20 protein-coding genes are annotated in these 22,815 nt (G+C 70.9%); 10 read left to right on the top strand and 10 right to left on the bottom strand.

The annotated features are described in order from the left end of the window. The first annotated feature begins 30 nt into the window (after positions 1–30). Entirely contained in the window at positions 31–609 is a 579-nt protein-coding gene (locus tag AB0C82_RS18555) for a dienelactone hydrolase family protein (protein ID WP_362842801.1), read from the top strand. A 75-nt stretch (positions 610–684) separates the two neighbouring features. Here AB0C82_RS18555 and AB0C82_RS18550 read toward each other — a convergent pair whose 3' ends face one another. The 5 genes from AB0C82_RS18550 to AB0C82_RS18530 all read right to left on the bottom strand — a co-directional run bounded on the left by AB0C82_RS18550 (position 685) and on the right by AB0C82_RS18530 (position 6,753). After that, complete coding sequence (locus AB0C82_RS18550; RefSeq protein WP_362842798.1) at positions 685–1,677, bottom strand: zinc metalloprotease; 993 nt, start codon at positions 1,675–1,677, stop codon at positions 685–687. Between the two features lie 285 nt (positions 1,678–1,962). After that, positions 1,963–3,612 carry an alkaline phosphatase D family protein gene (locus AB0C82_RS18545; RefSeq protein ID WP_362842795.1) on the bottom strand — a complete coding sequence of 550 codons (1,650 nt, stop codon included), beginning with the start codon at positions 3,610–3,612 and terminating at the stop codon, positions 1,963–1,965. A 165-nt stretch (positions 3,613–3,777) separates the two neighbouring features. After that, positions 3,778–4,593, bottom strand: coding sequence for a DsbA family protein (locus tag AB0C82_RS18540; RefSeq protein WP_362842792.1), 816 nt, complete (start codon positions 4,591–4,593; stop codon positions 3,778–3,780). 46 nt (positions 4,594–4,639) lie between these two features. Then, complete coding sequence (locus tag AB0C82_RS18535; protein ID WP_362842789.1) at positions 4,640–5,362, bottom strand: hypothetical protein; 723 nt, start codon at positions 5,360–5,362, stop codon at positions 4,640–4,642. Positions 5,363–5,427: 65 nt separating this feature from the next. After that, the gene (locus AB0C82_RS18530) at positions 5,428–6,753 is read right to left on the bottom strand and encodes a DUF2252 domain-containing protein (protein ID WP_362842786.1); all 1,326 of its coding nucleotides are present in this window, start codon (positions 6,751–6,753) and stop codon (positions 5,428–5,430) included. 168 nt (positions 6,754–6,921) lie between these two features. Between AB0C82_RS18530 and dnaE the strand changes: the two genes are divergently transcribed. After that, the gene (gene dnaE / locus AB0C82_RS18525; RefSeq protein ID WP_362842784.1) at positions 6,922–10,461 is read left to right on the top strand and encodes a DNA polymerase III subunit alpha; all 3,540 of its coding nucleotides are present in this window, start codon (positions 6,922–6,924) and stop codon (positions 10,459–10,461) included. 90 nt (positions 10,462–10,551) lie between these two features. Here the strand turns inward: dnaE and AB0C82_RS18520 are convergent, their stop codons facing one another. Continuing rightward, the gene (locus tag AB0C82_RS18520) at positions 10,552–10,734 is read right to left on the bottom strand and encodes a hypothetical protein (protein ID WP_362842782.1); all 183 of its coding nucleotides are present in this window, start codon (positions 10,732–10,734) and stop codon (positions 10,552–10,554) included. A 256-nt stretch (positions 10,735–10,990) separates the two neighbouring features. Between AB0C82_RS18520 and AB0C82_RS18515 the strand changes: the two genes are divergently transcribed. The 4 genes from AB0C82_RS18515 to AB0C82_RS18500 all read left to right on the top strand — a co-directional run bounded on the left by AB0C82_RS18515 (position 10,991) and on the right by AB0C82_RS18500 (position 15,108). Further along, entirely contained in the window at positions 10,991–12,247 is a 1,257-nt protein-coding gene (locus tag AB0C82_RS18515) for an NYN domain-containing protein (protein ID WP_362842779.1), read from the top strand. A gap of 198 nt (positions 12,248–12,445) precedes the next feature. After that, positions 12,446–13,429 (top strand): ABC transporter ATP-binding protein, encoded by a 984-nt coding sequence (locus AB0C82_RS18510; RefSeq protein WP_362843170.1) that lies wholly within the window; start codon positions 12,446–12,448, stop codon positions 13,427–13,429. A 172-nt stretch (positions 13,430–13,601) separates the two neighbouring features. Further along, positions 13,602–14,348, top strand: coding sequence for an ABC transporter permease (locus AB0C82_RS18505; protein ID WP_362843167.1), 747 nt, complete (start codon positions 13,602–13,604; stop codon positions 14,346–14,348). 67 nt (positions 14,349–14,415) lie between these two features. Next, on the top strand, positions 14,416–15,108 hold the full coding sequence (locus AB0C82_RS18500) for an ABC transporter permease (protein ID WP_362842776.1): 693 nt from the start codon (positions 14,416–14,418) through the stop codon (positions 15,106–15,108). 180 nt (positions 15,109–15,288) lie between these two features. Here the strand turns inward: AB0C82_RS18500 and ybaK are convergent, their stop codons facing one another. The 4 genes from ybaK to AB0C82_RS18480 all read right to left on the bottom strand — a co-directional run bounded on the left by ybaK (position 15,289) and on the right by AB0C82_RS18480 (position 19,444). After that, the gene (gene ybaK, locus AB0C82_RS18495) at positions 15,289–15,786 is read right to left on the bottom strand and encodes a Cys-tRNA(Pro) deacylase (RefSeq protein ID WP_362842773.1); all 498 of its coding nucleotides are present in this window, start codon (positions 15,784–15,786) and stop codon (positions 15,289–15,291) included. A gap of 17 nt (positions 15,787–15,803) precedes the next feature. Beyond that, on the bottom strand, positions 15,804–16,583 hold the full coding sequence (locus AB0C82_RS18490; protein WP_362842770.1) for an LON peptidase substrate-binding domain-containing protein: 780 nt from the start codon (positions 16,581–16,583) through the stop codon (positions 15,804–15,806). A 5-nt stretch (positions 16,584–16,588) separates the two neighbouring features. Further along, the gene (locus AB0C82_RS18485; protein ID WP_362842767.1) at positions 16,589–17,617 is read right to left on the bottom strand and encodes a hypothetical protein; all 1,029 of its coding nucleotides are present in this window, start codon (positions 17,615–17,617) and stop codon (positions 16,589–16,591) included. A gap of 222 nt (positions 17,618–17,839) precedes the next feature. Next, the gene (locus AB0C82_RS18480) at positions 17,840–19,444 is read right to left on the bottom strand and encodes an oxidoreductase (protein ID WP_362842764.1); all 1,605 of its coding nucleotides are present in this window, start codon (positions 19,442–19,444) and stop codon (positions 17,840–17,842) included. A gap of 147 nt (positions 19,445–19,591) precedes the next feature. Between AB0C82_RS18480 and hisD the strand changes: the two genes are divergently transcribed. The 4 genes from hisD to AB0C82_RS18460 are packed head-to-tail and all read left to right on the top strand — an operon-like array spanning position 19,592 to position 22,810. Beyond that, positions 19,592–20,914, top strand: a complete 1,323-nt coding sequence (hisD, locus tag AB0C82_RS18475) for a histidinol dehydrogenase (RefSeq protein WP_362842761.1) — start codon at positions 19,592–19,594, stop codon at positions 20,912–20,914. Further along, positions 20,911–22,053, top strand: coding sequence for a histidinol-phosphate transaminase (locus tag AB0C82_RS18470; protein WP_362842758.1), 1,143 nt, complete (start codon positions 20,911–20,913; stop codon positions 22,051–22,053). Before hisD ends, AB0C82_RS18470 begins: the two co-directional genes overlap by 4 nt. Continuing rightward, positions 22,050–22,646, top strand: a complete 597-nt coding sequence (hisB, locus tag AB0C82_RS18465; protein ID WP_362842755.1) for an imidazoleglycerol-phosphate dehydratase HisB — start codon at positions 22,050–22,052, stop codon at positions 22,644–22,646. The genes AB0C82_RS18470 and hisB overlap by 4 nt, the downstream gene beginning before the upstream one ends. Beyond that, entirely contained in the window at positions 22,643–22,810 is a 168-nt protein-coding gene (locus AB0C82_RS18460) for a hypothetical protein (protein WP_362842752.1), read from the top strand. The genes hisB and AB0C82_RS18460 overlap by 4 nt, the downstream gene beginning before the upstream one ends. The last annotated feature ends 5 nt before the right edge of the window (positions 22,811–22,815 follow it).

Below are 22,815 nucleotides of genomic sequence, written 5' to 3'. Positions count from 1 at the left end.
TCCTCCAAGCTTTAGGGCACAGCTGGCACCATGGGCCTCATGAACATCATGCTTTTCCACTCGATGTACGGGCTGAGGCCCGCGGTGCACGCGGCTGCGGACCGACTGCGGTCCGCGGGGCACGTCGTGCGTGTGCCCGATCTCTTCGAGGGGCACACCTTTGATTCGGCCGAGGAAGGCATGGCCTTCAAGGAGCGGGTGGGCAAGGACGAGCTGCTGCGGCGTGCCGTGCTGGCCGCCGCCCCCTACTCCGACCAGGGTCTGGTGTACGCGGGCTTCTCCTTCGGCGCGTCCACCGCGCAGACGCTCGCCCTCGGTGACGCGAAGGCGCGCGGTCTGCTGCTCTTCCACGGCACCTCGGACATCGCCGAGAGCGCCTCGGTCGACGAGCTGCCCGTACAGCTGCACGTCGCGGACCCCGATCCGTTCGAGTCGCACGACTGGCTGACGTCCTGGTATCTCCAGATGCAGCGGACCGGCGCCGATGTGGAGGTCTACCGGTACCCGGGGGCCGGGCACATGTTCACCGACGCCGAGCTGCCCGACTTCGATCAAACGGCTGCCGAGCAGGCATGGAAGGTCGCGCTGGGTTTCCTGGCCACCCTCTAGGAGGTCCGTCGGTACGGACACGGCGAGGGCCCCGCGCGGGTGCGCGGGGCCCTCGTTCCGTACGGTGCCGGGCGGTCAGCCCGCGCGGTAGGCGGTCCAGTAGTCGCTCATGCGCGCCACCTGGCCCGTCGTGAACTGGGTCATGCAGGCGTCGTAGGTGTAGTCCATGAAGTTGTGGATCGGGTCGACGCCGGTCTTGCTGGCGCAGCTGTCACGGCCGGTCGGGCACGCGTAGGCGGGGCTCTTCTCGGCCGGGGTGTCGGTGACGTAGTCGCCGTTCCCGTTACAGCCGCCCTGGAAGGTGTGGTAGAGACCCAGCCAGTGGCCGACCTCGTGGGTGGCGGTGTCGCCCTCGTCGTAGTTGGCGGCCGAACCGCCCGGCAGCGAGGTGTCGAGCACGACGACGCCGTCCATGGACGGGCTGGAGTTGTAGGAGCTCGGGAAGGTCGCCCAGCCGAGCAGGCCGCCGCCGAGGTTGGCGGTGTACACGTTGAGCGCGCCGGCGCCGCCCTGGCGGAGCGAGCTCTTCATGGCCTTCTCGGCCGTGGAGCCGGAGGTCAGGTTGTACCAGGAGGCGTTGTCCGTGTAGGTCGTGGCGGCGAGCGTGAAGCGGAAGCCGGAGTCGGTGTTGCCCGTCCCCGCACCGCTGTACGCGGCGTTGAGGACGTTCATCTGGTTGGTGACCTGGGTCGCGCTGAGCTTGCCCGTCGTCCCGGAGTGGATGACGTGGAAGTAGACGGGGATCGTCGCCCCGGCCGCGAGGGCCTGGCCGTTGACGCGGCGGTCAGCCAGCTTCTTCTGGAGGTCCGCGTCCATGGCCTTCGCCTTGGCGGCGCTCACCTCGTTGGGCTCGGCGGCGTGGTCGGACCCGCCGGGGTGCGCCTCACGGGCGGTCGCGCTCGCACCGGAGGTCTCGTCGCACTTCTCTGCGGACAGGGCCGTCGAGGGTGCGGCGACGGCGCTGCCGGGCGCGGCGGAGAGCGGAGCCAGTGCCAGAGTTCCAGCCAGTACGGCCGTGCTCAGTGCGTGACGGCGCAGTCGGGGCGATATGCGTACAAGAGCGCGCACAGTGACTCCTTGCGGACATGTGGGGGAGGTACTTCCTCACCCGCCGCCGGGAGATTACGTGGCCATGTCAGGTCTTGAAGAGAATCGATCCGGCCCAATGATTCATTGCGCGTACCTGGTAAATGGGGAGAAAATCTGCGGTCCGTACCAGGGTTTGAGATAAGTACGTAACGTGTGGCGTTACCTCGACGGGTGGTGTGTCCGCATTCGGCCGCCGATTCCAGCCACCCGCCGTCACGAGGTGATCCGTCCTTAACATGACGGCGGATGGCTTGAATTGATCGGTCAGCGCACCGGGCGGTCGGCCCGCTCGATCTTCTGGGTGCCGCTGAGCGTCCGGTAGGAGCGGACCCAGGACGAGGTGGCCGCCGGATCCCTCTTGTCGGAGACCGCGTAGTAGTCCATCTGCGACCGCTCGGCGGTCACATCGAGCACGCCGTAGCCGTGCGAGTCCAGATCGACCCACTTCACATGGCGGTTGGCGGCCTTGACGGCCGTGGCGGCGACCAGCGAGACCGTCTGGGGCGCCACGCGCAGGATGTCGTCCAGGTTGTCCGAGGTCACCGACGTCACGACGAACTCCGTGGCCGCCGACGCCGACAGCGGGTACGTCGCCGCCCTGACCGGTACGTCGTTGGCCCACGCCATGTGGATGTCACCGGTCAGGAACACCGTGTTTCTGACCGCCCGGTCCCGCAGATGCGCGATCAGTTCCCTGCGGTCATCCGTGTATCCGTCCCACTGGTCCACGTTGACGGCCAGTCCCTCCCCCGGAAGGCCGAGCAACTCGGCCAGCGGCGCCAGCAGATGGGCGGGCAGCGCGCCGAAGGCGACCGGTGAGATCATCACCGACGTGCCGACCAGCTGCCAGGAGGCGTCCGATCCGGCCAGGCCCGACTTCAGCCAGTCCAGCTGCGCCCGGCCGGTGAGGGAGCGCTCGGGGTCGTCGACCGCGCCGTTGCCGACGGAGGCCTGCTCGGAGCGGAAGCTGCGCAGGTCGAGCAGGTGCAGATCGACGAGGGAGCCGAAGCGCAGACGGCGGTAGACGGTGCCCTCGGTGGACGCCCGGACCGGCATCCACTCGAAGTACGCCTGCTTCGCCGCCGCCACCCGGTCCGCCCAGGCGCCCTCGGCCCCCGGCGTGTGGTTCTCGGCACCGCCCGCCCAGGCGTCGTTGGCGAACTCGTGGTCGTCCCAGATCGCGATCACCGGATGGGCGGCATGCAGCGCACGCAGGTCCGGGTCCGTCTTGTACTTCCCGTGGCGGGCGCGGTAGTCGGCGAGATCGACGATCTCGTGCGCGGGCTCGTGCCGCCGCACGGCTCCGGCCTGGGCCGGGTACGCCCCGGACGCGTACTCGTAGAGGTAGTCGCCGAGGTGCAGCACCGCGTGGAGGTCGGCTCGGGCCGCGAGGTGGCGGTACGCGGAGAACCAGCCGGCCTCCCAGTTGGCGCACGACACCACCCCGAACCGGACGCCGGGGACGGCGGCACCGGCGGCGGGCGCCGTACGTGTGCGGCCGACGGGGGAGAGGACCTGGTCCCCGTCACCCGCGGCGAAGCGGAAGTAGTAGGCCGTCGCCGGACGCAGCCCGCGCACATCGGCCTTGACGGTGTGGTCGGACGCCGCGCGCGCGACGACCGTGCCCTGCGCGGCGATCCGGGCGAACGCGGCGTCCTCGGATATCTCCCACCTCACGGCGGTGTCGGCACCGCGGCCGGAACCGGGCACCGCGTCGGCCGTCGGGGTGACGCGGGTCCACAGCAGGACTCCGTCGGGCAGCGGGTCGCCGGAGGCGACCCCGTGGAGGAACGCGGCTGTCCCGGACGCCCGGGCGCTGGTCGCGGAGGCGAGGACGGGGGCGGCGACCGCGGTGGCGGCGGCGGCCCTGACCACCGTACGGCGGGTGGGTGCGGAGAATTCTCGACTGGTCACGGGCGATGACCCTACTGAGCGGTAGGGCGCCACCGCAGGTAAAACTGGCGAACGGGCGGACGAACAGAGGAAGTTCGCCCGCCCGTCGGGAAACAGTCGCCCGGAATTGCACCCGGCCGCGTGGCGCCCCGGGCGCCGGATGCCCGGCTGTCCGGCCGCCGTCCGTCAGGCCTTGAGCGCCTTCGTGACCGCGGCGTTGAACTCGTCCACCGTCATCGGCGCGTTCTTGCTGCCCTCGGCGGTGACGGTCTTGCCGTCCATCTTCAGCGTCGGCGTGCCCTCGACCCCGCTCTTGTCGAACGCCTCGGACATCTTCATCGCCCAGCTGTCGTACGTACCGTCCTTGACGTCCTTCTCGAACGCGGCGTTGCCCTTCAGCGCGTCCACGGAGCCCGCCACCTCGATCAGGTAGCTGTCCTTCGCGAACTTGTCCTCGCTCTCCTGCGGGTGGTACTTCGCGGAGTACAGCGCGGCCTTGTAGTCCATGAAGGCCTCGGGGCTCACGTTCAGTGCCGCGCCCAGGGCGCTCAGGGCGTTCTTCGAGCCCTCACCGTTGTCGGTGTTGTCGATGAAGGTGGCGCCGACGTACTTGACCTTGTACTTGCCGGCGTCGACGTCCTTGGTCACGGTCTCGCCGACCGCCTGCTCGAAGGTGGCGCAGATCGGGCAGCGCGAGTCCTCGTACATCTCCAGGGTCTTCTTGGCCGTCGACTTTCCGATGACCACGGTCGTGCCGTCGTCGCCGGAGGTGTTCTTGGGCACGGTCACGTTCTTCGCGTCCGCGGCGGCCTCCCAGGCGGAAGGTTTGTTGAGCTGCATCACGCCGTAGCCGACACCGCCGGCGACGGCCAGTACGGCGACGACCGAGACGGCGACGACGATCTGCTTGCGCGCCTTGTCCTTCTTGACCTGGCGCTCGCGCTCCGCGCGCAGCCGCTCACGGGCCGCTGCCTTGTTCGCCTGGGTGTTGCGCTTGCTCATGGTGGATCTCCGTGTGTGCGTGGTGTCGTGCGGGGGACGTACGTGCTCAGGCGAAGGCCTGGCGCGGTGGTCCCCTCCGTGCCACGGAGTGCCCCAGGAGCCGGGCGGGGCAGAGAGGGCGCGGGTGCCCCGCCGGGCGCGTGTCGCGCCGCGCGGGGCGGCGGGTGGCGCCGGCCACGGCGAACGCGACGAGCAGCGGGCGGAACGCGACCGCGGCCGCCGCGCGGAACAGCCCCGCGAGCGCGGCCTCGCCGCGGCTCAGCCAGGCGGCGGCCAGCAGGCCGACGGTCACATGGGCGGCGAGCAGCAGCCACGGCACCAGCGGACCGGGCGAAGCCAGCAGGGCGGCCGCACGGTCGCCCGCGCCCGTCACCCCGGCCAGCGGGGTGCCGACCGCGCCGACACCGGCCAGCCGGGCCGGACCCGCGCCGGCCTCGCCGCCACCGCACAGGACGTCCAGACCCACGGAGCGCAGCGGCCCCGCGATCGGGCCGCCCGCCGCTCCGTAACAGAGGTGCTGTCCGGTGGTGAACACCGTGTCGGCGGCCAGCTCCAGCGGGACCAGCACCCCCGCGATGGCCCGGAAACCGCGCTCGCGGCCGGCCAGTGCGAAGGCGACCGCGAAGACACCGCAGGCCAGCGGGGCCAGCACGGTCAGCGGCAGCGGGACCCGGGAGAGCAGTACGTGGGACGCAGCGGAGAGCGTCACGACGAGCGCTGTGAAAAGCGCCGCGCGAACCGCTCTGAGCTGCGTCCCTGATACGTCCATCGCCGAGGAGTGTCCCATGTGAACCTGTAGGCGCTCCTTAAGATCGCCTGTGTGTGTGGGGAGCCTTACAGGCCGGGGATGCGGCCGTTGCGGAAGAGGTCCACGAAGATCTGGTGATCTGCGCGGGCCCGCGCCCCGTAGCTGTGGGCGAAGTCGACGAGCAGTCCGGCGAAGCCCTCCTCGTCGGCCGCGATCGCGGCGTCGATGGCCCGCTCCGTGGAGAACGGCACCAGCGAGTGCCCGCTCTCGTCGTCCGCGGCCGAGTGCATCGTGGCCGTGGCGCGGCCGAGGTCGGCGACGACCGCGGCGATCTCCTCCGGCTCGTCGATGTCGGACCAGTCCAGGTCGACCGCGTACGGCGAGACCTCGGCGACCAGCTGCCCCGAACCGTCCAGCTCGGTCCAGCCGAGCCACGGGTCGGCGTGCGCCTGGAGGGCGCGCTGCGAGATGACGGTGCGGTGGCCCTCGTGCTGGAAGTACTCCCGCACCGCCGCGTCGGTGATGTGCCGGGAGACCGCCGGGGTCTGCGCCTGCTTGAGGTAGATCACGACATCGTTCTCCAGGGCGTCGCTGTTGCCCTCCAGAAGGATGTTGTACGAAGGCAGCCCGGCCGATCCGATGCCGATGCCCCGGCGGCCGACCACGTCCTTCACCCGGTAGGAGTCGGGGCGGGTCAGGCTCGACTCCGGCAGCGTCTCCAGATAGCCGTCGAACGCGGCCAGCACCTTGTACCGGGTCGCGGCGTCCAGGTCGATCGCCCCGCCGTCGGCGGCGAACCGGCGCTCGAAGTCCCTGATCTCCGTCATCGAGTCCAGCAGCGAGAACCTGGTCAGGGAGCGGGCGTCACGCAGCGCGGCCAGCAGGGGGCCCTCGGCGGTGTCCAGCGTGAAGGGCGGCACCTCGTCGTTCTTCGCGCCCGTCGCCAGGGCGTGGATGCGCTCCCGGTAGGCGGCGGCGTAGACCTGGACGAGCTCGGTGATCTGGTCGTCGCCCAGCGCCTTCGCGTAGCCGATGAGGGCGACGGAGGCGGCGAAGCGCTTGAGGTCCCAGGTGAAGGGGCCGACGTACGCCTCGTCGAAGTCGTTCACGTTGAAGACCAGGCGCCCGTTGGCATCCATGTACGTGCCGAAGTTCTCCGCGTGGAGGTCGCCGTGCACCCACACCCGGCCGGTGCGCTCGTCCATGTACGGGCCGTCGTGCTGCTCGCGCCCCAGGTCGTCGTAGAAGAGGCAGGCGGTGCCCCGGTAGAACGCGAAGGCCGAGCCGGCCATCTTCCTGAACTTGACCCGGAAGGCGGCCGGATCGGCGGCCAGCAGCTCACCGAAAGCGGTATCGAAAACAGCGAGGATCTGTTCCCCGCGCCGCGCTGCGCCGGTCTGCGTCTCCGACATGGCTGGGTGCCTCCTGGTGCATGGCGTTCATGACAAATGGGACGGGCGTGTCCGCCCCTTCAACGCGCGACCGTACCCGGGAGTGCCCCTCGTCTGTCACTGCGGAGACGTAGACTTCCACGCTGTCCCCCCAACCATCATCGCCAGTTCTCCCGGAGGCCCAGCGCCGTGACCAAGCCGCCCTTCACGCACCTTCACGTCCACACCCAGTACTCCCTGCTGGACGGTGCCGCGCGGCTCAAGGACATGTTCGAGGCGTGCAACGAGATGGGCATGTCGCACATCGCGATGACGGACCACGGCAACCTGCACGGTGCCTACGACTTCTTCCACTCGGCGAAGAAGGCGGGTGTGACGCCGATCATCGGGATCGAGGCGTACGTCGCACCCGAGTCCCGCAAGCACAAGCGGAAGGTCCAGTGGGGACAGCCGCACCAGAAGCGCGACGACGTCTCCGGTTCGGGTGGTTACACCCACAAGACGATCTGGGCGTCGAACAGCACCGGGCTGCACAACCTCTTCCGGCTGTCCTCGGACGCGTACGCCGAGGGCTGGCTCCAGAAGTGGCCCCGCATGGACCGGGAGACCATCTCCCAGTGGTCCGAGGGCCTGATCGCGTCCACCGGGTGTCCCTCCGGTGAGGTGCAGACACGGCTGCGGCTCGGCCAGTTCGACGAGGCGGTCCAGGCGGCGTCGGACTACAAGGACATCTTCGGCGAGGGCAAGTACTTCCTGGAGCTGATGGACCACGGGATCGAGATCGAGCGCCGGGTCCGTGACGGCCTGCTGGAGATCGGCAAGAAGCTCGGCATCCCGCCGCTCGTGACGAACGACTCGCACTACACGTACGCCAACGAGGCCACGGCGCACGACGCGCTGCTCTGCATCCAGACCGGGAAGAACCTCTCCGACCCGGACCGCTTCCGGTTCGACGGCACCGGCTACTACCTCAAGACGACCGACGAGATGTACGGCGTCGACTCGTCCGACGCCTGGCAGCAGGGCTGCGCGAACACCCTGCTGGTCGCCGAGCAGATCGACACCTCCGGCATGTTCGAGGCGAGGAACCTCATGCCGAAGTTCGACATCCCGGAGGGCTACACCGAGGTCACCTGGTTCCAGGAAGAGGTCCGGGTCGGCATGAACCGCCGCTTCCCGAACGGAATCCCCGAGGACCGGCAGAAGCAGGTCGAGTACGAGCTCGACATCATCATCCAGATGGGGTTCCCGGGGTACTTCCTCGTCGTCGCCGACTTCATCATGTGGGCCAAGAACCAGGGCATCGCGGTCGGCCCCGGACGAGGCTCGGCGGCCGGTTCGATCGTGTCGTACGCCATGGGCATCACCGACCTCGACCCGATCGAGCACGGACTGATCTTCGAGCGGTTCCTGAACCCCGAGCGCGTCTCCATGCCCGACGTCGACATCGACTTCGACGAGCGCCGGCGCGTCGAGGTCATCCGGTACGTGACCGAGAAGTACGGCGCCGACAAGGTCGCCATGATCGGCACGTACGGAAAGATCAAGGCCAAGAACGCGATCAAGGACTCCGCCCGCGTCCTCGGCTACCCGTACGCCATGGGCGACCGCCTCACCAAGGCCATGCCCGCCGACGTCCTCGGCAAGGGCATCGACCTCAACGGCATCACCGACCCCAAGCACCCGCGCTACAGCGAGGCGGGCGAGATCCGGGGGATGTACGAGAACGAGCCGGACGTCCGCAAGGTCATCGACACCGCGAAGGGCGTCGAGGGCCTGGTCCGGCAGATGGGCGTGCACGCCGCAGGCGTGATCATGTCCAGCGAGCCCATCGTCGACCACGCCCCGATCTGGGTGCGGCACACCGACGGCGTCACCATCACGCAGTGGGACTACCCGCAGTGCGAGTCGCTCGGCCTGCTGAAGATGGACTTCCTGGGCCTGCGGAACCTGACCATCATGGACGACGCCGTCAAGATGGTGGAGGCCAACAAGGGCGTCAAGCTCGACCTGCTCTCCCTTCCGCTGGACGACCCCAAGACGTACGAACTGCTCTGCCGCGGTGACACGCTCGGTGTGTTCCAGTTCGACGGCGGGCCGATGCGTTCCCTGCTGCGCCAGATGCAGCCCGACAACTTCGAGGACATCTCCGCCGTCTCGGCCCTGTACCGGCCGGGCCCGATGGGAATGAACTCGCACACGAACTACGCCGAGCGGAAGAACGCCCGCCAGGAGATCACCCCGATCCACCCGGAGCTGGAGGAGCCCCTCAAGGAGGTCCTCGGCCTCACCTACGGCCTGATCGTCTACCAGGAGCAGGTGCAGAAGGCCGCCCAGATCGTCGCCGGGTACTCCCTCGGCGAAGCCGACATCCTGCGCCGCGTGATGGGCAAGAAGAAGCCCGAGGAACTGGCGAAGAACTTCGTCCTCTTCGAGGCGGGCGCCAAGGAGAAGGGCTTCTCCGACGCGGCGATCAAGGCGCTGTGGGACGTCCTGGTGCCCTTCGCCGGATACGCGTTCAACAAGGCGCACTCCTCCGCGTACGGGCTGGTCACCTACTGGACGGCGTACCTCAAGGCGAACTATCCGGCCGAGTACATGGCGGGGCTCCTCACGTCCGTGAAGGACGACAAGGACAAGTCCGCGGTCTATCTCAACGAGTGCCGGCGCATGGGCATCAAGGTGCTGCCGCCCAACGTGAACGAGTCCGTGTCCAACTTCGCCGCCCAGGGCGACGACGTGATCCTCTTCGGCCTGACCGCCATCCGCAACGTCGGCCAGAACGTCGTGGACTCGATCATCAAGACCCGCAAGGCGAAGGGGAAGTACAGCTCCTTCCCCGACTTCCTCGACAAGGTCGAGGCGATCGTCTGCAACAAGCGCACCGTCGAATCCCTGATCAAGGCCGGCGCCTTCGACGAGATGGGCCACACCCGCAAGGGCCTCGTCGCGCACCACGAGCCGATGATCGACAACGTGGTCCAGGTCAAGCGCAAGGAGGCCGAGGGGCAGTTCGACCTCTTCGGCGGCATGGGCGAGGAGGAGACGGACGAGCCGGGCTTCGGGCTCGACGTGGAGTTCTCCGACATCGAGTGGGAGAAGTCCTACCTGCTCGCCCAGGAACGCGAGATGCTCGGCCTGTACGTCTCCGACCACCCGCTCTTCGGTATCGAGCACGTGCTGTCCGACAAGTCCGACGCCGCGATCTCGCAGCTCACCGGCGGCGAGCACTCCGACGGAGCGATCGTCACCATCGGCGGCATCATCTCGGGCCTCCAGCGCAAGATGACCAAGCAGGGCAACGCCTGGGCGATCGCCACCGTCGAGGACCTCGCGGGCTCCATCGAGTGCATGTTCTTCCCCGCCACCTACCAGCTGGTCTCCACCCAGCTCGTGGAGGACACCGTCGTCTTCGTCAAGGGACGGCTCGACAAGCGCGAGGACGTGCCGCGTCTGGTCGCCATGGAGATGCAGGTCCCCGACGTGTCATCGGCCGGGACCAACGCACCGGTCGTGCTCACCATCCCCACGGTCAAGATCACCCCGCCGATGGTCAGCCGCCTCGGGGAGGTCCTCAGCAGCCACCGCGGCGACACCGAGGTACGGATCAGGCTCCAGGGCCCCCGGAAGACGACCGTGCTCCGGCTCGACCGGCACCGGGTGAAGCCGGACCCCGCGCTCTTCGGCGACCTGAAGGTGCTGCTCGGCCCGTCCTGCCTGGCCGGCTGAGACCTCGACGGCCGTACGAGAGGGGCGCCCCGCGGAAGCGGAGCGCCCCTCTCGTCTGTTCGGCCTGCGGCCGGACCGGGAAACGACCGGTCAGTTGTGGCCGAAGCGCCGCTGGTGCTTACGCGCAACATCCGCCGGGCTGCCCTGGGGCTGGGACTGAGGGGCGCTCTGTGCCTCGAACGACGAGGACTTCGCGTCCTGCGCACTCCGCTCCGCGGTGGACGCGGCGCGATCCTGCTGGCTGCCCTGCTTGCGGTTCTTGTTCTTGGCCATGGTGTTCCTCCTAGGGGGACTCTCGGGGCCAGGACCGATGTCAGACTCACATAGCGCCGCAAGCGTCGCATTTTGGATCATTACCGTGCGTAGTGAGGGCCAGGTCGCGCCGTTTTCCCGATCCGCCACGCCGATGATCGAGTTCCGGACGTTAACCCCCGTGTGGTCGGGCAGACTCCAAGGAAACCCTGAGTAAGCAGGCCCACCCCCCCACGACCGGGCCCGCCGAAAACCGTTCCCGAATTCCTGGAAGAGGGTGGAACGCGTGGACCGTTGCGTCGTCCTGGTGGACGCCGGTTATTTGCTGGGCGCAGCCGCGAGTCTGCTGGCCGGGGAGCCCGCCCGTTCCCGCATCACCGTGGACCACGCGGCCCTGATCCAGGGCCTGCGCGAGCGCGCGGAGGCGGACACCCAGCAGCCCCTGCTCCGGATCTACTGGTTCGACGGCGCCCCCGACCGCGTACCGCAGCCGGAACACCGCAGGCTCCGGGTGATGCCCCGGGTGACCGTCCGGCTGGGCGCCCTCACCCGCAGTGACGGCCGCTGGGCGCAGAAGGGGGTCGACGCGGCGATGCACGCCGAGCTCACCGAGCTCGCCAGGAACCGCGCCTGCTCAGACGTGGTGCTCGTGACCGGCGACGGCGACCTGCTGCCCGGACTGATGTCGGCGAAGGAACACGGGGTGGCCGTCCACCTGTGGGCCGTCCAGGCCGCCGACGGCGACTACAACCAGTCCGAGGACCTGGTCGCGGAGGCCGACGAGCGGCGGGTTCTGGACCGGGCCTGGATCACCAAGGCCGTACGGGCCAAGGAGATCGGCGGCATCTGCGCACCGCCGCCCGTCCCGCGCCCCGAGATCGCCGCGATCCTCTCCGCCCCCCTTCCCGAGGCAGCCCTCGCGGCATCCGCGGAGCGGGCCTCCGAGGCCCAGGCCGCCGCGGCGCGCAACGGTGCCTCCGCACCGGCCGACCAGGGCGGCGACACGCCGTCCGGCCCCGGCCACCGGGGGGTCCCCACCCCCAAGGACCTGGCGACCCTGCGCGGTCCCGGCAGCCAGGCCGCGCAGCACCCCGCCTCGCCCTCACCCGCCAACGCCACGCTCCGCTGGTCGTCCGACAAGGGCTGGGTCGAGCGCGGCGGACCGCTCGGTGAACCGGCGGAGACTGCCTCGCTGCCGACTCTCGCCCAGCTCACCAGCGCGGAACAGCGCTGGGCGGACAGGGAAGAGGACATCACGACCGTCGGCGGCGATCCGTTCGAGGTCGGCCAGGTCTTCGCCCGCCGGTGGATGGAGCGGCTGCCGGAGACCGTCCACCTCCAGAAGCTCTCGACCATGTACCCGCGCATCCCGCACCGGATCGACGGTGAGCTCCTGCGGTACGCCGCGCGGTTCGGTCTGCTCGCCCACAAGGACGACCAGATCGACGAGCACGACCGCTATGCCATCCGGGCGGGCTTCTGGCGCGAGATCGACGTACGGGCCGCCGCGGAGCAGACGCCGGTCGCGGAGTAGCGCCCGTCCGCCGGCCGGGCGTCTCCCCCAGGTGAGCGTCCGGGACCCCGCCGGAGCGCGGTGCCCGGCGGGTGCGGCCCCGCTGTGCCGGGGCGCCGCCACGCGGGGCCGGTGTGACCCCGGGCGCAATCCGGGGCATCCGACCCCGTACCCTCGTACCTCGTGAGTACGGGCACAGCACAGGCGCAGACCGGGACCGTGTGCGCGGTGCGTGATCTGGTCAAGACCTATCCCGCCGTCCGGGGCCGCCGCGGCGCGGCAGCCACGCCCGAGGTGCGGGCCACCGACGGGATCAGCCTCGATGTCCGGCAGGGCGAGATCTTCGGTCTCCTCGGACCCAACGGCGCGGGCAAGTCCACCCTGGTGCGCCAGCTCACCGGACTGATGCGGCCCGACTCCGGCAGCGTGGAGGTGCTGGGCCACGACCTCGTGCGCCACCCCGAGCGGGCCTCCCGGCTGATCGGCTACCTCGGGCAGGAATCCACCGCCCTCGACGAACTGACCGTCTCCCTCGCCGCCGAGACGACCGGGCGGCTGCGCGGCCTCCCCGCCCGCGAGGCGCGCGCGGCGCGTGACTCCGTACTCGAGGAGCTGGGACTCACCGAACTTGCCGGGCGCCCCCTGAAGAGGCTTTCCGGCGGTCAGCGGCGGCTCGCCTGTTTCGCCGCGACGCTGGTCGGGGAGCGCCCCGTCCTCGTGCTGGACGAGCCGACCACCGGTATGGACCCGGTCGCCAGGCGTGCCGTCTGGGCCGCCGTGGACCGGCGCCGGGCCGAGCGGGGCGCCACGGTGCTGCTCGTCACCCACAACGTGATCGAGGCGGAGACGGTCCTCGACCGGGTCGCCGTCCTGGAACGGGGCAAGGTCATCGCCTGCGACACCCCCAACGGGCTCAAGGAGCAGGTGGCGGGGGAGGTCCGTGTCGAGCTGGTCTGGCGCGAGCGTGCCCCTCTGGACGTCCCCGAGGTGGCGGCCCTGCGCGGGTCCGCGACCGAGTCCGGGCGGCGCTGGGTGCTGCGGCTGGCTCCCGACGAGGCGCGGGCGGCGGTGGCCGCGGTGACCGGCGGGGCCGCGTTCGCCGCTCTCGACGACTTCACCCTGGCCACGCCCAGCCTGGAGGACGTCTATCTCGCGCTCGGCGGGGACGCGGTCAGGGCGACCGAGGGACTGGTGAAGGCGTGAACGTGAACATGGACGTGTCTCGCGTATCGAAGGGGAGCAGCGCCAGGTGACGAGCATCGTTCGCACGGAGGCGGCCAAGGGACCCGGGACGGCGGCGGAGGCGGGGGCGGTGTCCGGACACGTCCGGTCCGCGGCCGCTCCGTACGACGCCTGTGCCGCGGAGCCCGCGCCGCTGGCCCCGCGGGCGAGGCTGCTGCCCGCGCTCGCCGCCGTGTACCGCGCCCAGCTCTCGCGGGCCCGGGTCGCCCGCATCCCGCTGCTGTTCGTGGCGACCTTCCAGTCCATCGGGATCATGGTCCTGATGCGCGGGGTCGTGGACGGGGGGTCCGAGGCGCGCGCCGTCGTCGCCGGGTCGAGCGTGCTGGTCGTGGCGTTCGTCGCGCTGAACCTGCTCGCCCAGTACTTCGGGCAGCTGCGCGCGAGCGGCGGACTCGACCACTACGCCACGCTGCCCGTGCCTCCGGCCGCGGTGGTGCTGGGTGCGGCGGGTGCGTACGCGTCCTTCACCGTGCCCGGCACGATCGTCACGGCCGTGACCGGCAGCGTTCTCTTCCAGCTGCCGATGACTCACCTGTGGGTGCTGGTCGCCGTCGTCCCGCTCTCCGGGGCCGCGCTGGCCGGTCTCGGGGCGGCGCTCGGGCTGCTGGCGCCGCGTCAGGAACTAGCGACGCTGCTCGGGCAGCTGGGCATGTCCGCCGCGTTGCTGCTGGGCGTGCTGCCGGCTGAGCGGCTGCCGCAGCCGGTCGGATGGGCGCGCGATCTGCTGCCCTCGACGTACGGGGTGGAGGCGCTCGCGCGGTCCTTCGACGCGCACCCGGACTGGCCGGTCATCCTCCTGGACCTCGCCGTCTGCGCGGTGGTGGGGGTCCTGTCGCTGGCTGTGGCCACATGGGCCTACCGGCGGGCCGCGGTCCGGTAGCGGGTCTCCGGCAGCCGGGGATCGGTCCGGTGAGGCGCGGCACGGGGCCACCTGGCACGATGGCACGGTGACAGCACCTCTGACGCCGCCGGACCAGCCCTCGTCGAACGATCCGTGGCAGACGCCGCCGTCGGGTGCCTCGCCGGCGCCCGGCCACAAGCCGGCGCACGGCCAGGAACTGGCGACGGAGCTGCGGCAGGCCTTCGTGATCACCGCCCTGCTGACTGCCGCGGGTGTGGTCCTCGGGCTGCTGTGGCTGTGGCTGGCGCCCCGCGTGCCGCTGATCTCCGACGACACGGCGGTCTTCCTCAAGGACAGTGAGGGCGAGGAGGCGGTGGCGGCGGACGGCACGTTCGTGCTGCTGGCGCTCGCCTTCGGTGTCGTGTCCGCGCTCGCGGTGTTCCTCTACCGCCGCCGCGGAGGCATCCCGCTGGTGGCCGGGCTGGCGCTCGGCGCCCTGCTGGGGTCGCTGCTCGCGTGGGGGATCGGCGTCTGGTTCGGACCCTCGTCCGACGTGGTCGCGCGGGCGCGGGAGGTCGGCAAGGGAGTCACCTTCGACGCGCCGCTGAAGCTGCATGCCGCGGGGGTGGTGCTGGCGTGGCCGATCGTCGCGATGCTGGTGCATCTGGGTCTGACGGCGTTGTTCGCTCCGCGGGATCCTGAGCCGGAGTGGGTGCCGGAGGAGACGTGGGGGGCGGGGCCGGGTGCTCCGGGTGGGTCCGGCGCGGGTTCGGGTGGCGGGGAGCCGGTGCGGTCCTAGGCTCCGGGTGGGCGCCCGCGGCGGGCTGTTCCCCTGCCCGCCCCTTCCCTGAACCGGGGCTTCGCCCCGGACCCCTGTCCTCGGACGCCGGACGGGCCGGGTGGTTGCCCGGCACGGGCTGGAAGGTGGCTCGACGGGCGGGGCGGGTGGTTTCGCCTCGGCGCGTTCTCCGGTGGGGCGTCAGGTGCGGCCGATCGGGGCGAACAGCGCGTTCGTCAGTGCTGCCAGGTCCGCGGCCTTCAGTTCTACCTCCAGGCCCCTGCGGCCCGCCGAGACGCAGATGGTCGCGTGGGTCTCCGCCGAGGCGTCCAGGACCGTGCGCAGGGGTTTGCGCTGGCCCAGGGGGGAGATTCCGCCCCGTACGTAGCCCGTGGTGCGCTCCGCCGCCGTCGGGTCCGCCATCGTGGCCCGCTTGCCGCCCACCGCCGAAGCCAGGGCCTTCAGGTCCAGGGAGCCGGCCACCGGGACGACCGCTACCGTCAGTTCGCCGTCCACGTCGGCCACCAGGGTCTTGAACACCCGGTCCGGGGAGACGCCGAGGGCCTGTGCCGCCTCCTCGCCGTAGGACGGGGACGACGGGTCGTGGTCGTAGGCGTGGACGGTGAAGGCGGTGCCCGCCGCGGTCAGGGCGACCGTGGCCGGGGTGCCGCCCTGCTGCTTCTTCGGCTTCTTCGCCACGGGGCAGGTTCCTCGGGTCAGTTGGGGTGCGTGGGGGCCCGGGTGAGCTCCACCGCGGGCAGTGACGGCAGATGCCGGATGACCGCGGTCTCCTGGCGCAGGAGGGTCAGTTCCTCGCGCAGCCGGGTCGCGGTGTCCGGGGCCTGGAGCAGGCGCTGCTTCGACGGGATGTCGAGCACGGCGGCGGCGGCCACCAGGTACGAGACCACCGACGGGTCGTCGGGCAGGTCCGCGCCGGTGGTCAGGGAGCGTTCGCTGGCCCCCGCGAGCCGCTTCTGGTAGCCGCGGAAGGCCCGCAGGACGCCCTCGGCGAGCGCGCCCGCCTCCTCCGCCCCGTTCGTCCCGCCGCTCTCCTCGTCGCCCGGCTCCTCGGTCAGCTCCTCGACCTCGGCCGTCAGATAGGGGCCGCTCGCGTCGACGGACAGCAGCTTCACCCTGACCGTGCCGGTGGCCAGGATCTCGAAGCTCCCGTCCGCGCGTTCACGGATCTTCGCGGCGTCCGCGATGCAGCCGACCCGGTGGAAGGACTGGATCGGGTCGGGCCCGAAGCCGTCGGCGGGTGCGCGGTCGGTGGGGACGGCCGCGGTGAGGCTGTCCGGCATCCCGGTGGCTGTCGGGGCGACTTCGCGGCCGTCGCGGATCGCGACCACGACGAAGCGGCGCGCGTCGTCCTCGTCGGTCTGCAACAGCGCGCGCATCATGGCGCGATAACGCTCCTCGAAGACGTTGAGCGGCAGCACGAGGCCGGGAAACAGCACCGCGTTGAGCGGGAAGAGGGGGAGGCGAGCGGTGGTCACAACGGTCAAGCGTAATGGCCACGCGCGCCGCTGCGGCCTTCCCGGTTGCGCAAGGGGGTCATGGAGGCCACCTGGAGGCGCGCGCCGTCCCTCGCGTCGAGGAACTGACCGAGCGGATCGTCGGACACCGAGGCCCACGGGAACGACGTCGCGTGCGGTCCGATCAGGCGGAACTGGTCCAGGGCCTCGCCCCACCGCCCGCGCACCACGAGCACGTACGCCAGGAGGTTGCGCGTCTCCGCCGGCCAGAGGTCACCGGGCCGGTAGGCGGCGGAGAGCCTGATCGCGAGATCGGCGGCGGCGTCGATCCGCTCCACGTGCACCGGGCCCGCCCGGTCGGCGGGCGGCGCGTCGAGCAGCAGGGCGAAGGCGGCCCGTACCGGCAACGCCTGCACCAGGGAGTCGGGCAGGGCGTCCTCGGCCGCCTGTTCGGCGAAGTCGAAGCACTCGCGGTGCGAGCCGTACCAGGCGGCGGAGAGGTACTGGAGGGCCGCGACATGGCAGCCGTAGTGGTGCGGGGAGCGCCGTATGGCCTGCTCCCAGAGGGCCTCGAAGGCGGTGTGGGTGGCGTGTGTGCCGCGGGCGTGGTCCAGGGCGAGCCGCCAGGGCACAGGGTCGCCCGGCTGGGCCTCGGCCGCCGCCGAGATGAGCGGGCCCACCTCGCGCAGCCGCTCGGCGCGGGCCGGTGACTCCCAGGCCCGGCGGACCGCCAGCCCGGCCTTGACGAGCAGCGCGTCGGGGTCGCGGGGCGCGGCGGCCAGCCAGCCGGCGAGCCAGCCGTCACGGCTGTGCGCGAAGGTGACCAGGCGGGTGAGGAAGCGGTCGCGGGTCTCCCACTCGGCGCCCTCCCTGGTGGCGGCGAGAAGTTCGGCGGCGGGTTCGTACGCGCCGAGGGCGGCGGCCACCAGCGCGGGGGACAGCCGCTCGTCGGGGGCGTCGAGCAGCACCGCGTCATCCACGGGCAGCCCGGCGGACAGCTCGGGGCTGTGCCGGATCATGCGCGTGGTGCTGAGCAGAGCGCGAAGGAATGACATGGCTCAGACCATTGAAAAGCGCTGGTGAGGGGCGCGCCAGTGGGGTGAGGTGAAGCTTCTGTGCCGAGTGCGGGGGTTGCCCTGACGCGGGTCAAGATAAGGCAAAGGAAATGCCGGATTCTGGCTTGAATCCGCCCTGTTGGTCATATCTCGCCGCTCCGGCGCCGGACGGCTACAGCCCTTGTACGAAAGGCCGTTGAGGAATCCGGTGCGGTTCCCGGATCAGCCGCGGCGCAGCAGCCGGGAGGCGCCCGCCGCCACCGTCGTGGCCAATATCCAGCCCAGCAGGACGAGCGCCGCCCCCACCCACTGCCAGCCGCCCTCCAGCCGCCAGTAGCCGTCCTGCCCGAGATTGATCACCGGGACCAGCAGATCGAGCGCGTACAGGGCGGCGTTCCACTCCGGGTGCTCGTCCCGCTTGATCGCCGCGGGGTCGTACCGGGAGAACGCCACCGTGCCCGCCGCCCACAGCACGGCCATCCACACCGCCGCCCGCCCCGGCCGGTAGCCGTACGCCACCGTCCAGTCCTGGATGTAGCCCCACAGCCGGGCGGCGGGCGGCAGCGTCTCCCGTCGCCGCCGCTGCTTGGCGAGCAGCACCTCCCGGGCGTCCGCGTCCTCGCCGCAGCTGCGCATGACCGAGGCGAGCCGCTCATAGGGCTCCGGTACGTACTCCGGGGTCGCAGCCAGCACCCATTCCAGCCGCCTGGTGAGCGGGAAGTGCCCGTACGGGACGAGGTTCTCGTACACGAATCCGCCCATCGCCAGACCGCCGGGGCCCGGCCAGCTGGTCGACACGTCGATCAGCGTGACGACCTTCGCGCCGTTCAGGACGACGCGGCCCTCCTCCGGCCGCTCCGCGTTGAAGCGCAGCTCGGGCGTGACGATCCTGCGCAACGACAGCTCCTCGTGCCGGGCCAGCACGAAGCGCGCCTTGTGCAGGTCCACCGCGTCGCCGAACCTGCCGTCGTCCAGCCGTACCCCGCCCCGGCACTCGAAGACCTGGGAACGGGTGCCGCGTGCCGGGGTGCCCGTGGACCGCGTGATGCCGTACGGGGGAGTGGTGCCCTGGTTCCCCGTGTCGACGCTCACCCACGCCTCGGTCATGTACAGCGTCCGCTCGACGGTCAGCTGCGGGGCGTTCAGCGCCCGCCGCCCCTCGGTACCCCGGAGCCTGCTGCCGCGCAGGCTCAGCGAACCGCCGACCTTCGCGCCGCGCAGACTCAGCTCGCCCCGCGTCTCGATCATCTCGGCCTGCAGGTCCTGCGCCACCGCGAGCCCGTCGGCGGTCAGGGCCCGGCCCCGCCTGTCAGGTCCGACGCTGAGCTGGTTGAGCAGCAGATCCGTCCCGATCTGCGCGTCCGTGAGCCGGATGCCGCGCTCGATGCGGCAGCGCGGCAGATGCAGGTCACCCTCCGTGTGCAGCCGGGCCGCCTCAAGGCGCGGGATCGCGCAGCCGACCATCCGCAGCGTCGTGAAATGGCACTCGGGCAGCACCACCTCCTGCTCGAAACGGCAGCCCGTCAGCTCCACGTACGGCGAGACACGCCCGCCCGCCAGGTCGAGCCGCCCCGTGATCCGTACGCCCCGCAGCTTCAGCGCCGCCACCCGGCCGGGGCGCGCCGCCGGTCCGCTCAGCAGCAGCCTGGCCACCGTCCGGGCGCCGACACTCCGCTCGGGTCCCCAGATGTGCGCCGCGAACGGATCGTCGCGCACCGGGTCACGGGTGCGCAGGTCGTAGGTGGTGCCGTTACGGAAGGACTGCCACATACCCAGCTCCGCTGCGCTGAGGCCGTCCGGGATATCGCCATCCTGCGGCTCGGTCACTGCCGTCCCCTCTGTGCAGGTGCCGTACACCTGTTCTTCCCCCTGTGTGACGGCGTGAACGCTAGTAGTCAGCAGTGACGGCCGGGGCATGTATCAGCCAGTGATACGGACGTCCGGGGCCCGGAAGCGGTCTGCGAGAATTGGGGTGTGATCTCTCGAATCGATCTGCGCGGCAATGCCCTCCCCGAGGGCGGCGACCTGCGCGACCTGCTGCCCCGTGCCGAGTTCGACGTCGAAGCCGCCCTGGAGACGGTGCGGCCCATCTGCGAGGACGTACGCCATCGAGGCTCCGCGGCAGTGATCGAGTGGGGGGAGAAACTCGACGGCGTACGCCTCGACTCGATCCGGGTCCCGGCCGAGGCCCTCACCGGGGCCCTCGATCAGCTCGACCCCGCCGTGCGGGCCGCGCTGGAGGAGTCGATCCGCCGCGCCCGGCTCGTCCACCGCGCGCAGCGCCGCACCACGCACACCACCCAGGTCGTCCCCGGCGGCACGGTCACCGAGAAGTGGGTGCCCGTCGACCGCGTCGGGCTCTACGTACCGGGCGGGCGCTCCGTCTACCCCTCGTCCGTCGTCATGAACGTCGTACCGGCCCAGGAGGCGGGCGTCGAAGGCATCGCCGTGTCCTCGCCGCCGCAGAAGGAGTTCGGCGGACTGCCGCACCCCACCATCCTCGCCGCCTGCGCCCTCCTCGGCGTGGACGAGGTGTACGCGGCCGGCGGCTCCCAGGCCGTCGCGATGTTCGCGTACGGCACCGAGGACTGCCTGCCCGTGAATCTGGTCACCGGCCCCGGCAACATCTACGTGGCCGCCGCCAAGCGCCTCCTCAAGGGCCGCATCGGCATCGACGCCGAGGCCGGCCCGACCGAGATCGCGATCCTCGCCGACGCGACCGCCGACCCCGTGCACGTCGCCGCCGACCTGATCAGCCAGGCCGAGCACGACCCGATGGCCGCCGCGGTCCTCGTGACGGACTCCGAGGAGCTCGCCGCCGCCACCGAGGCCGAGCTGAAGTCACAGGTCGCCGCGAGCAAGCACGTCACCGACCGGATCGTCCCCGCCCTGGCCGGCCGCCAGTCCGCGATCGTCCTGGTCAACGACCTGGAGGACGGACTCAAGGTCGTCGACGCGTACGCCGCCGAGCACCTGGAGATCCAGACGGCGGACCCCGCCGCGCTGGCGGACCGCGTCCGCAACGCCGGAGCGATCTTCGTCGGCCCGTGGTCGCCGGTCTCCCTCGGGGACTACTGCGCGGGCTCCAACCACGTCCTGCCCACCGGCGGCTGCGCCTGCCACTCCTCGGGCCTGTCCGTGCAGTCCTTCCTGCGCGGCATCCACATCGTCGACTACACGCGCGACGCGCTCGCCGAGGTCACGCACCACGTCGTGACCCTCGCCGAGGCCGAGGACCTCCCGGCGCACGGCGCCGCGCTCAAGGCGAGGTTCGGCGGAGAGGTTCCCCAGGCGTGAGCAACGACAGCACCACCCGCAACCCCTGGGACGCGCTCCCCATCCGTGACGAGCTCCGCGGCCAGTCCCCCTACGGGGCCCCGCAGCTCGACGTCCCCGTACGCCTGAACACCAACGAGAACCCGTATCCGCTCCCCGAGGCACTGGTCGACCGGATCGCCGAGCGGGTCCGTGAGGCCGCCCGCGGCCTCAACCGCTACCCCGACCGGGACGCCGTCGAGCTCCGTACCGAACTCGCCCGCTACCTCACCCGCACCGCCGGGCACGAGGTCGGCTCCGCCAACGTATGGGCGGCCAACGGGTCCAACGAGGTGCTCCAGCAGCTGCTGCAGACCTTCGGCGGCCCGGGGCGAACAGCGATCGGCTTCGAGCCCTCGTACTCGATGCACGCCCTGATCGCGCGCGGCACCGGCACCGGGTGGATCTCCGGACCGCGCGACGAGGACTTCACCATCGACCTCCCGGCGGCCCTCAAGGCCATCGCCGAGCACCGGCCGGACGTCGTGTTCATCACGTCGCCCAACAACCCCACCGGTACCGCGGTCGACGCCGCGACCGTCCTCGCGCTGTACGAAGCGGCGCAGGCGGCCAAGCCGTCGATGGTCGTCGTCGACGAGGCGTACGGCGAGTTCAGCCACCACCCCTCGCTGCTCCCGCTGATCGAGGGCCGCCCGCACCTGGTGCTCTCGCGCACCATGTCCAAGGCGTTCGGTGCCGCCGGACTGCGCCTCGGCTACCTCGCCGCGGACCCGGCCGTCGTCGACGCCGTACAGCTGGTGCGGCTGCCCTACCACCTGTCCTCCGTCACCCAGGCCACCGCGCTCGCCGCCCTGGAGCACACCGATACGCTGCTGGGGTACGTCGCGCAGCTCAAGAGCGAGCGCGACCGGATCGTCGACGAGCTGCGCGCACTCGGCTTCGACGTGACCGACTCGGACGCCAACTTCGTCCAGTTCGGCCGCTTCGCCGACAGCCGCACCGCCTGGCGGCGGATCCTCGACCAGGGCGTCCTGGTCCGGGACAACGGGGTGCCGGGATGGCTGCGGGTCTCCGCGGGGACCCCGGCCGAGAACGACGCGTTCCTCGATGCGGCGCGCACGCTTGTCACTGAGAACGCCAAGAAGGAGCACGAGGCATGAACCCCCGCGTAGGCCGCGTGGAACGCACCACGAAGGAAACGTCCGTGCTCGTCGAGATCAACCTCGACGGCACCGGAAAAGTCGATGTGTCGACGGGGGTCGGCTTCTACGACCACATGCTCGACCAGCTGGGCCGCCACGGGCTCTTCGACCTCACGGTCAAGACCGACGGCGACCTGCACATCGACTCGCACCACACGATCGAGGACACCGCCCTCGCGCTCGGCGGCGCCTTCAGGCAGGCGCTCGGCGACAAGGTCGGCATCTACCGCTTCGGCAACTGCACCGTCCCGCTGGACGAGTCGCTCGCCCAGGTCACGGTCGACCTCTCCGGCCGGCCGTACCTGGTGCACACCGAACCCGAGAAGATGGCGCCGATGATCGGCGAGTACGACACGACGATGACCCGGCACATCCTGGAGTCGTTCGTCGCCCAGGCGCAGATCGCCCTGCACGTCCACGTTCCGTACGGGCGCAACGCCCACCACATCGTGGAGTGCCAGTTCAAGGCGCTCGCCCGCGCCCTGCGCTACGCCTCCGAGCGCGACCCGCGCGCGGCCGGAATCCTTCCGTCCACGAAGGGCGCGCTGTGACCGGGCTCAACACGATTCTGATCGTCGTCGGCCTCTTCCTGGCCGGCGGCGTCTACTCCTTCTCGAAACAGGACATGCCCAAGGGCATCGTCGTCCTGCTCGGGATCGGCTCCGCGATGTGCCTGCTGGCGGGCATTCTGCGGATTCAGGGACTCTGGGACTGAGGGAC

The sequence above is a fragment of the Streptomyces sp. NPDC048560 genome, from assembly GCF_040650955.1.
Taxonomy (GTDB): domain Bacteria; phylum Actinomycetota; class Actinomycetes; order Streptomycetales; family Streptomycetaceae; genus Streptomyces.
Note: the sequence above shows the minus strand (reverse complement) of the source record. Positions and strands in the feature narration are given on the sequence as shown.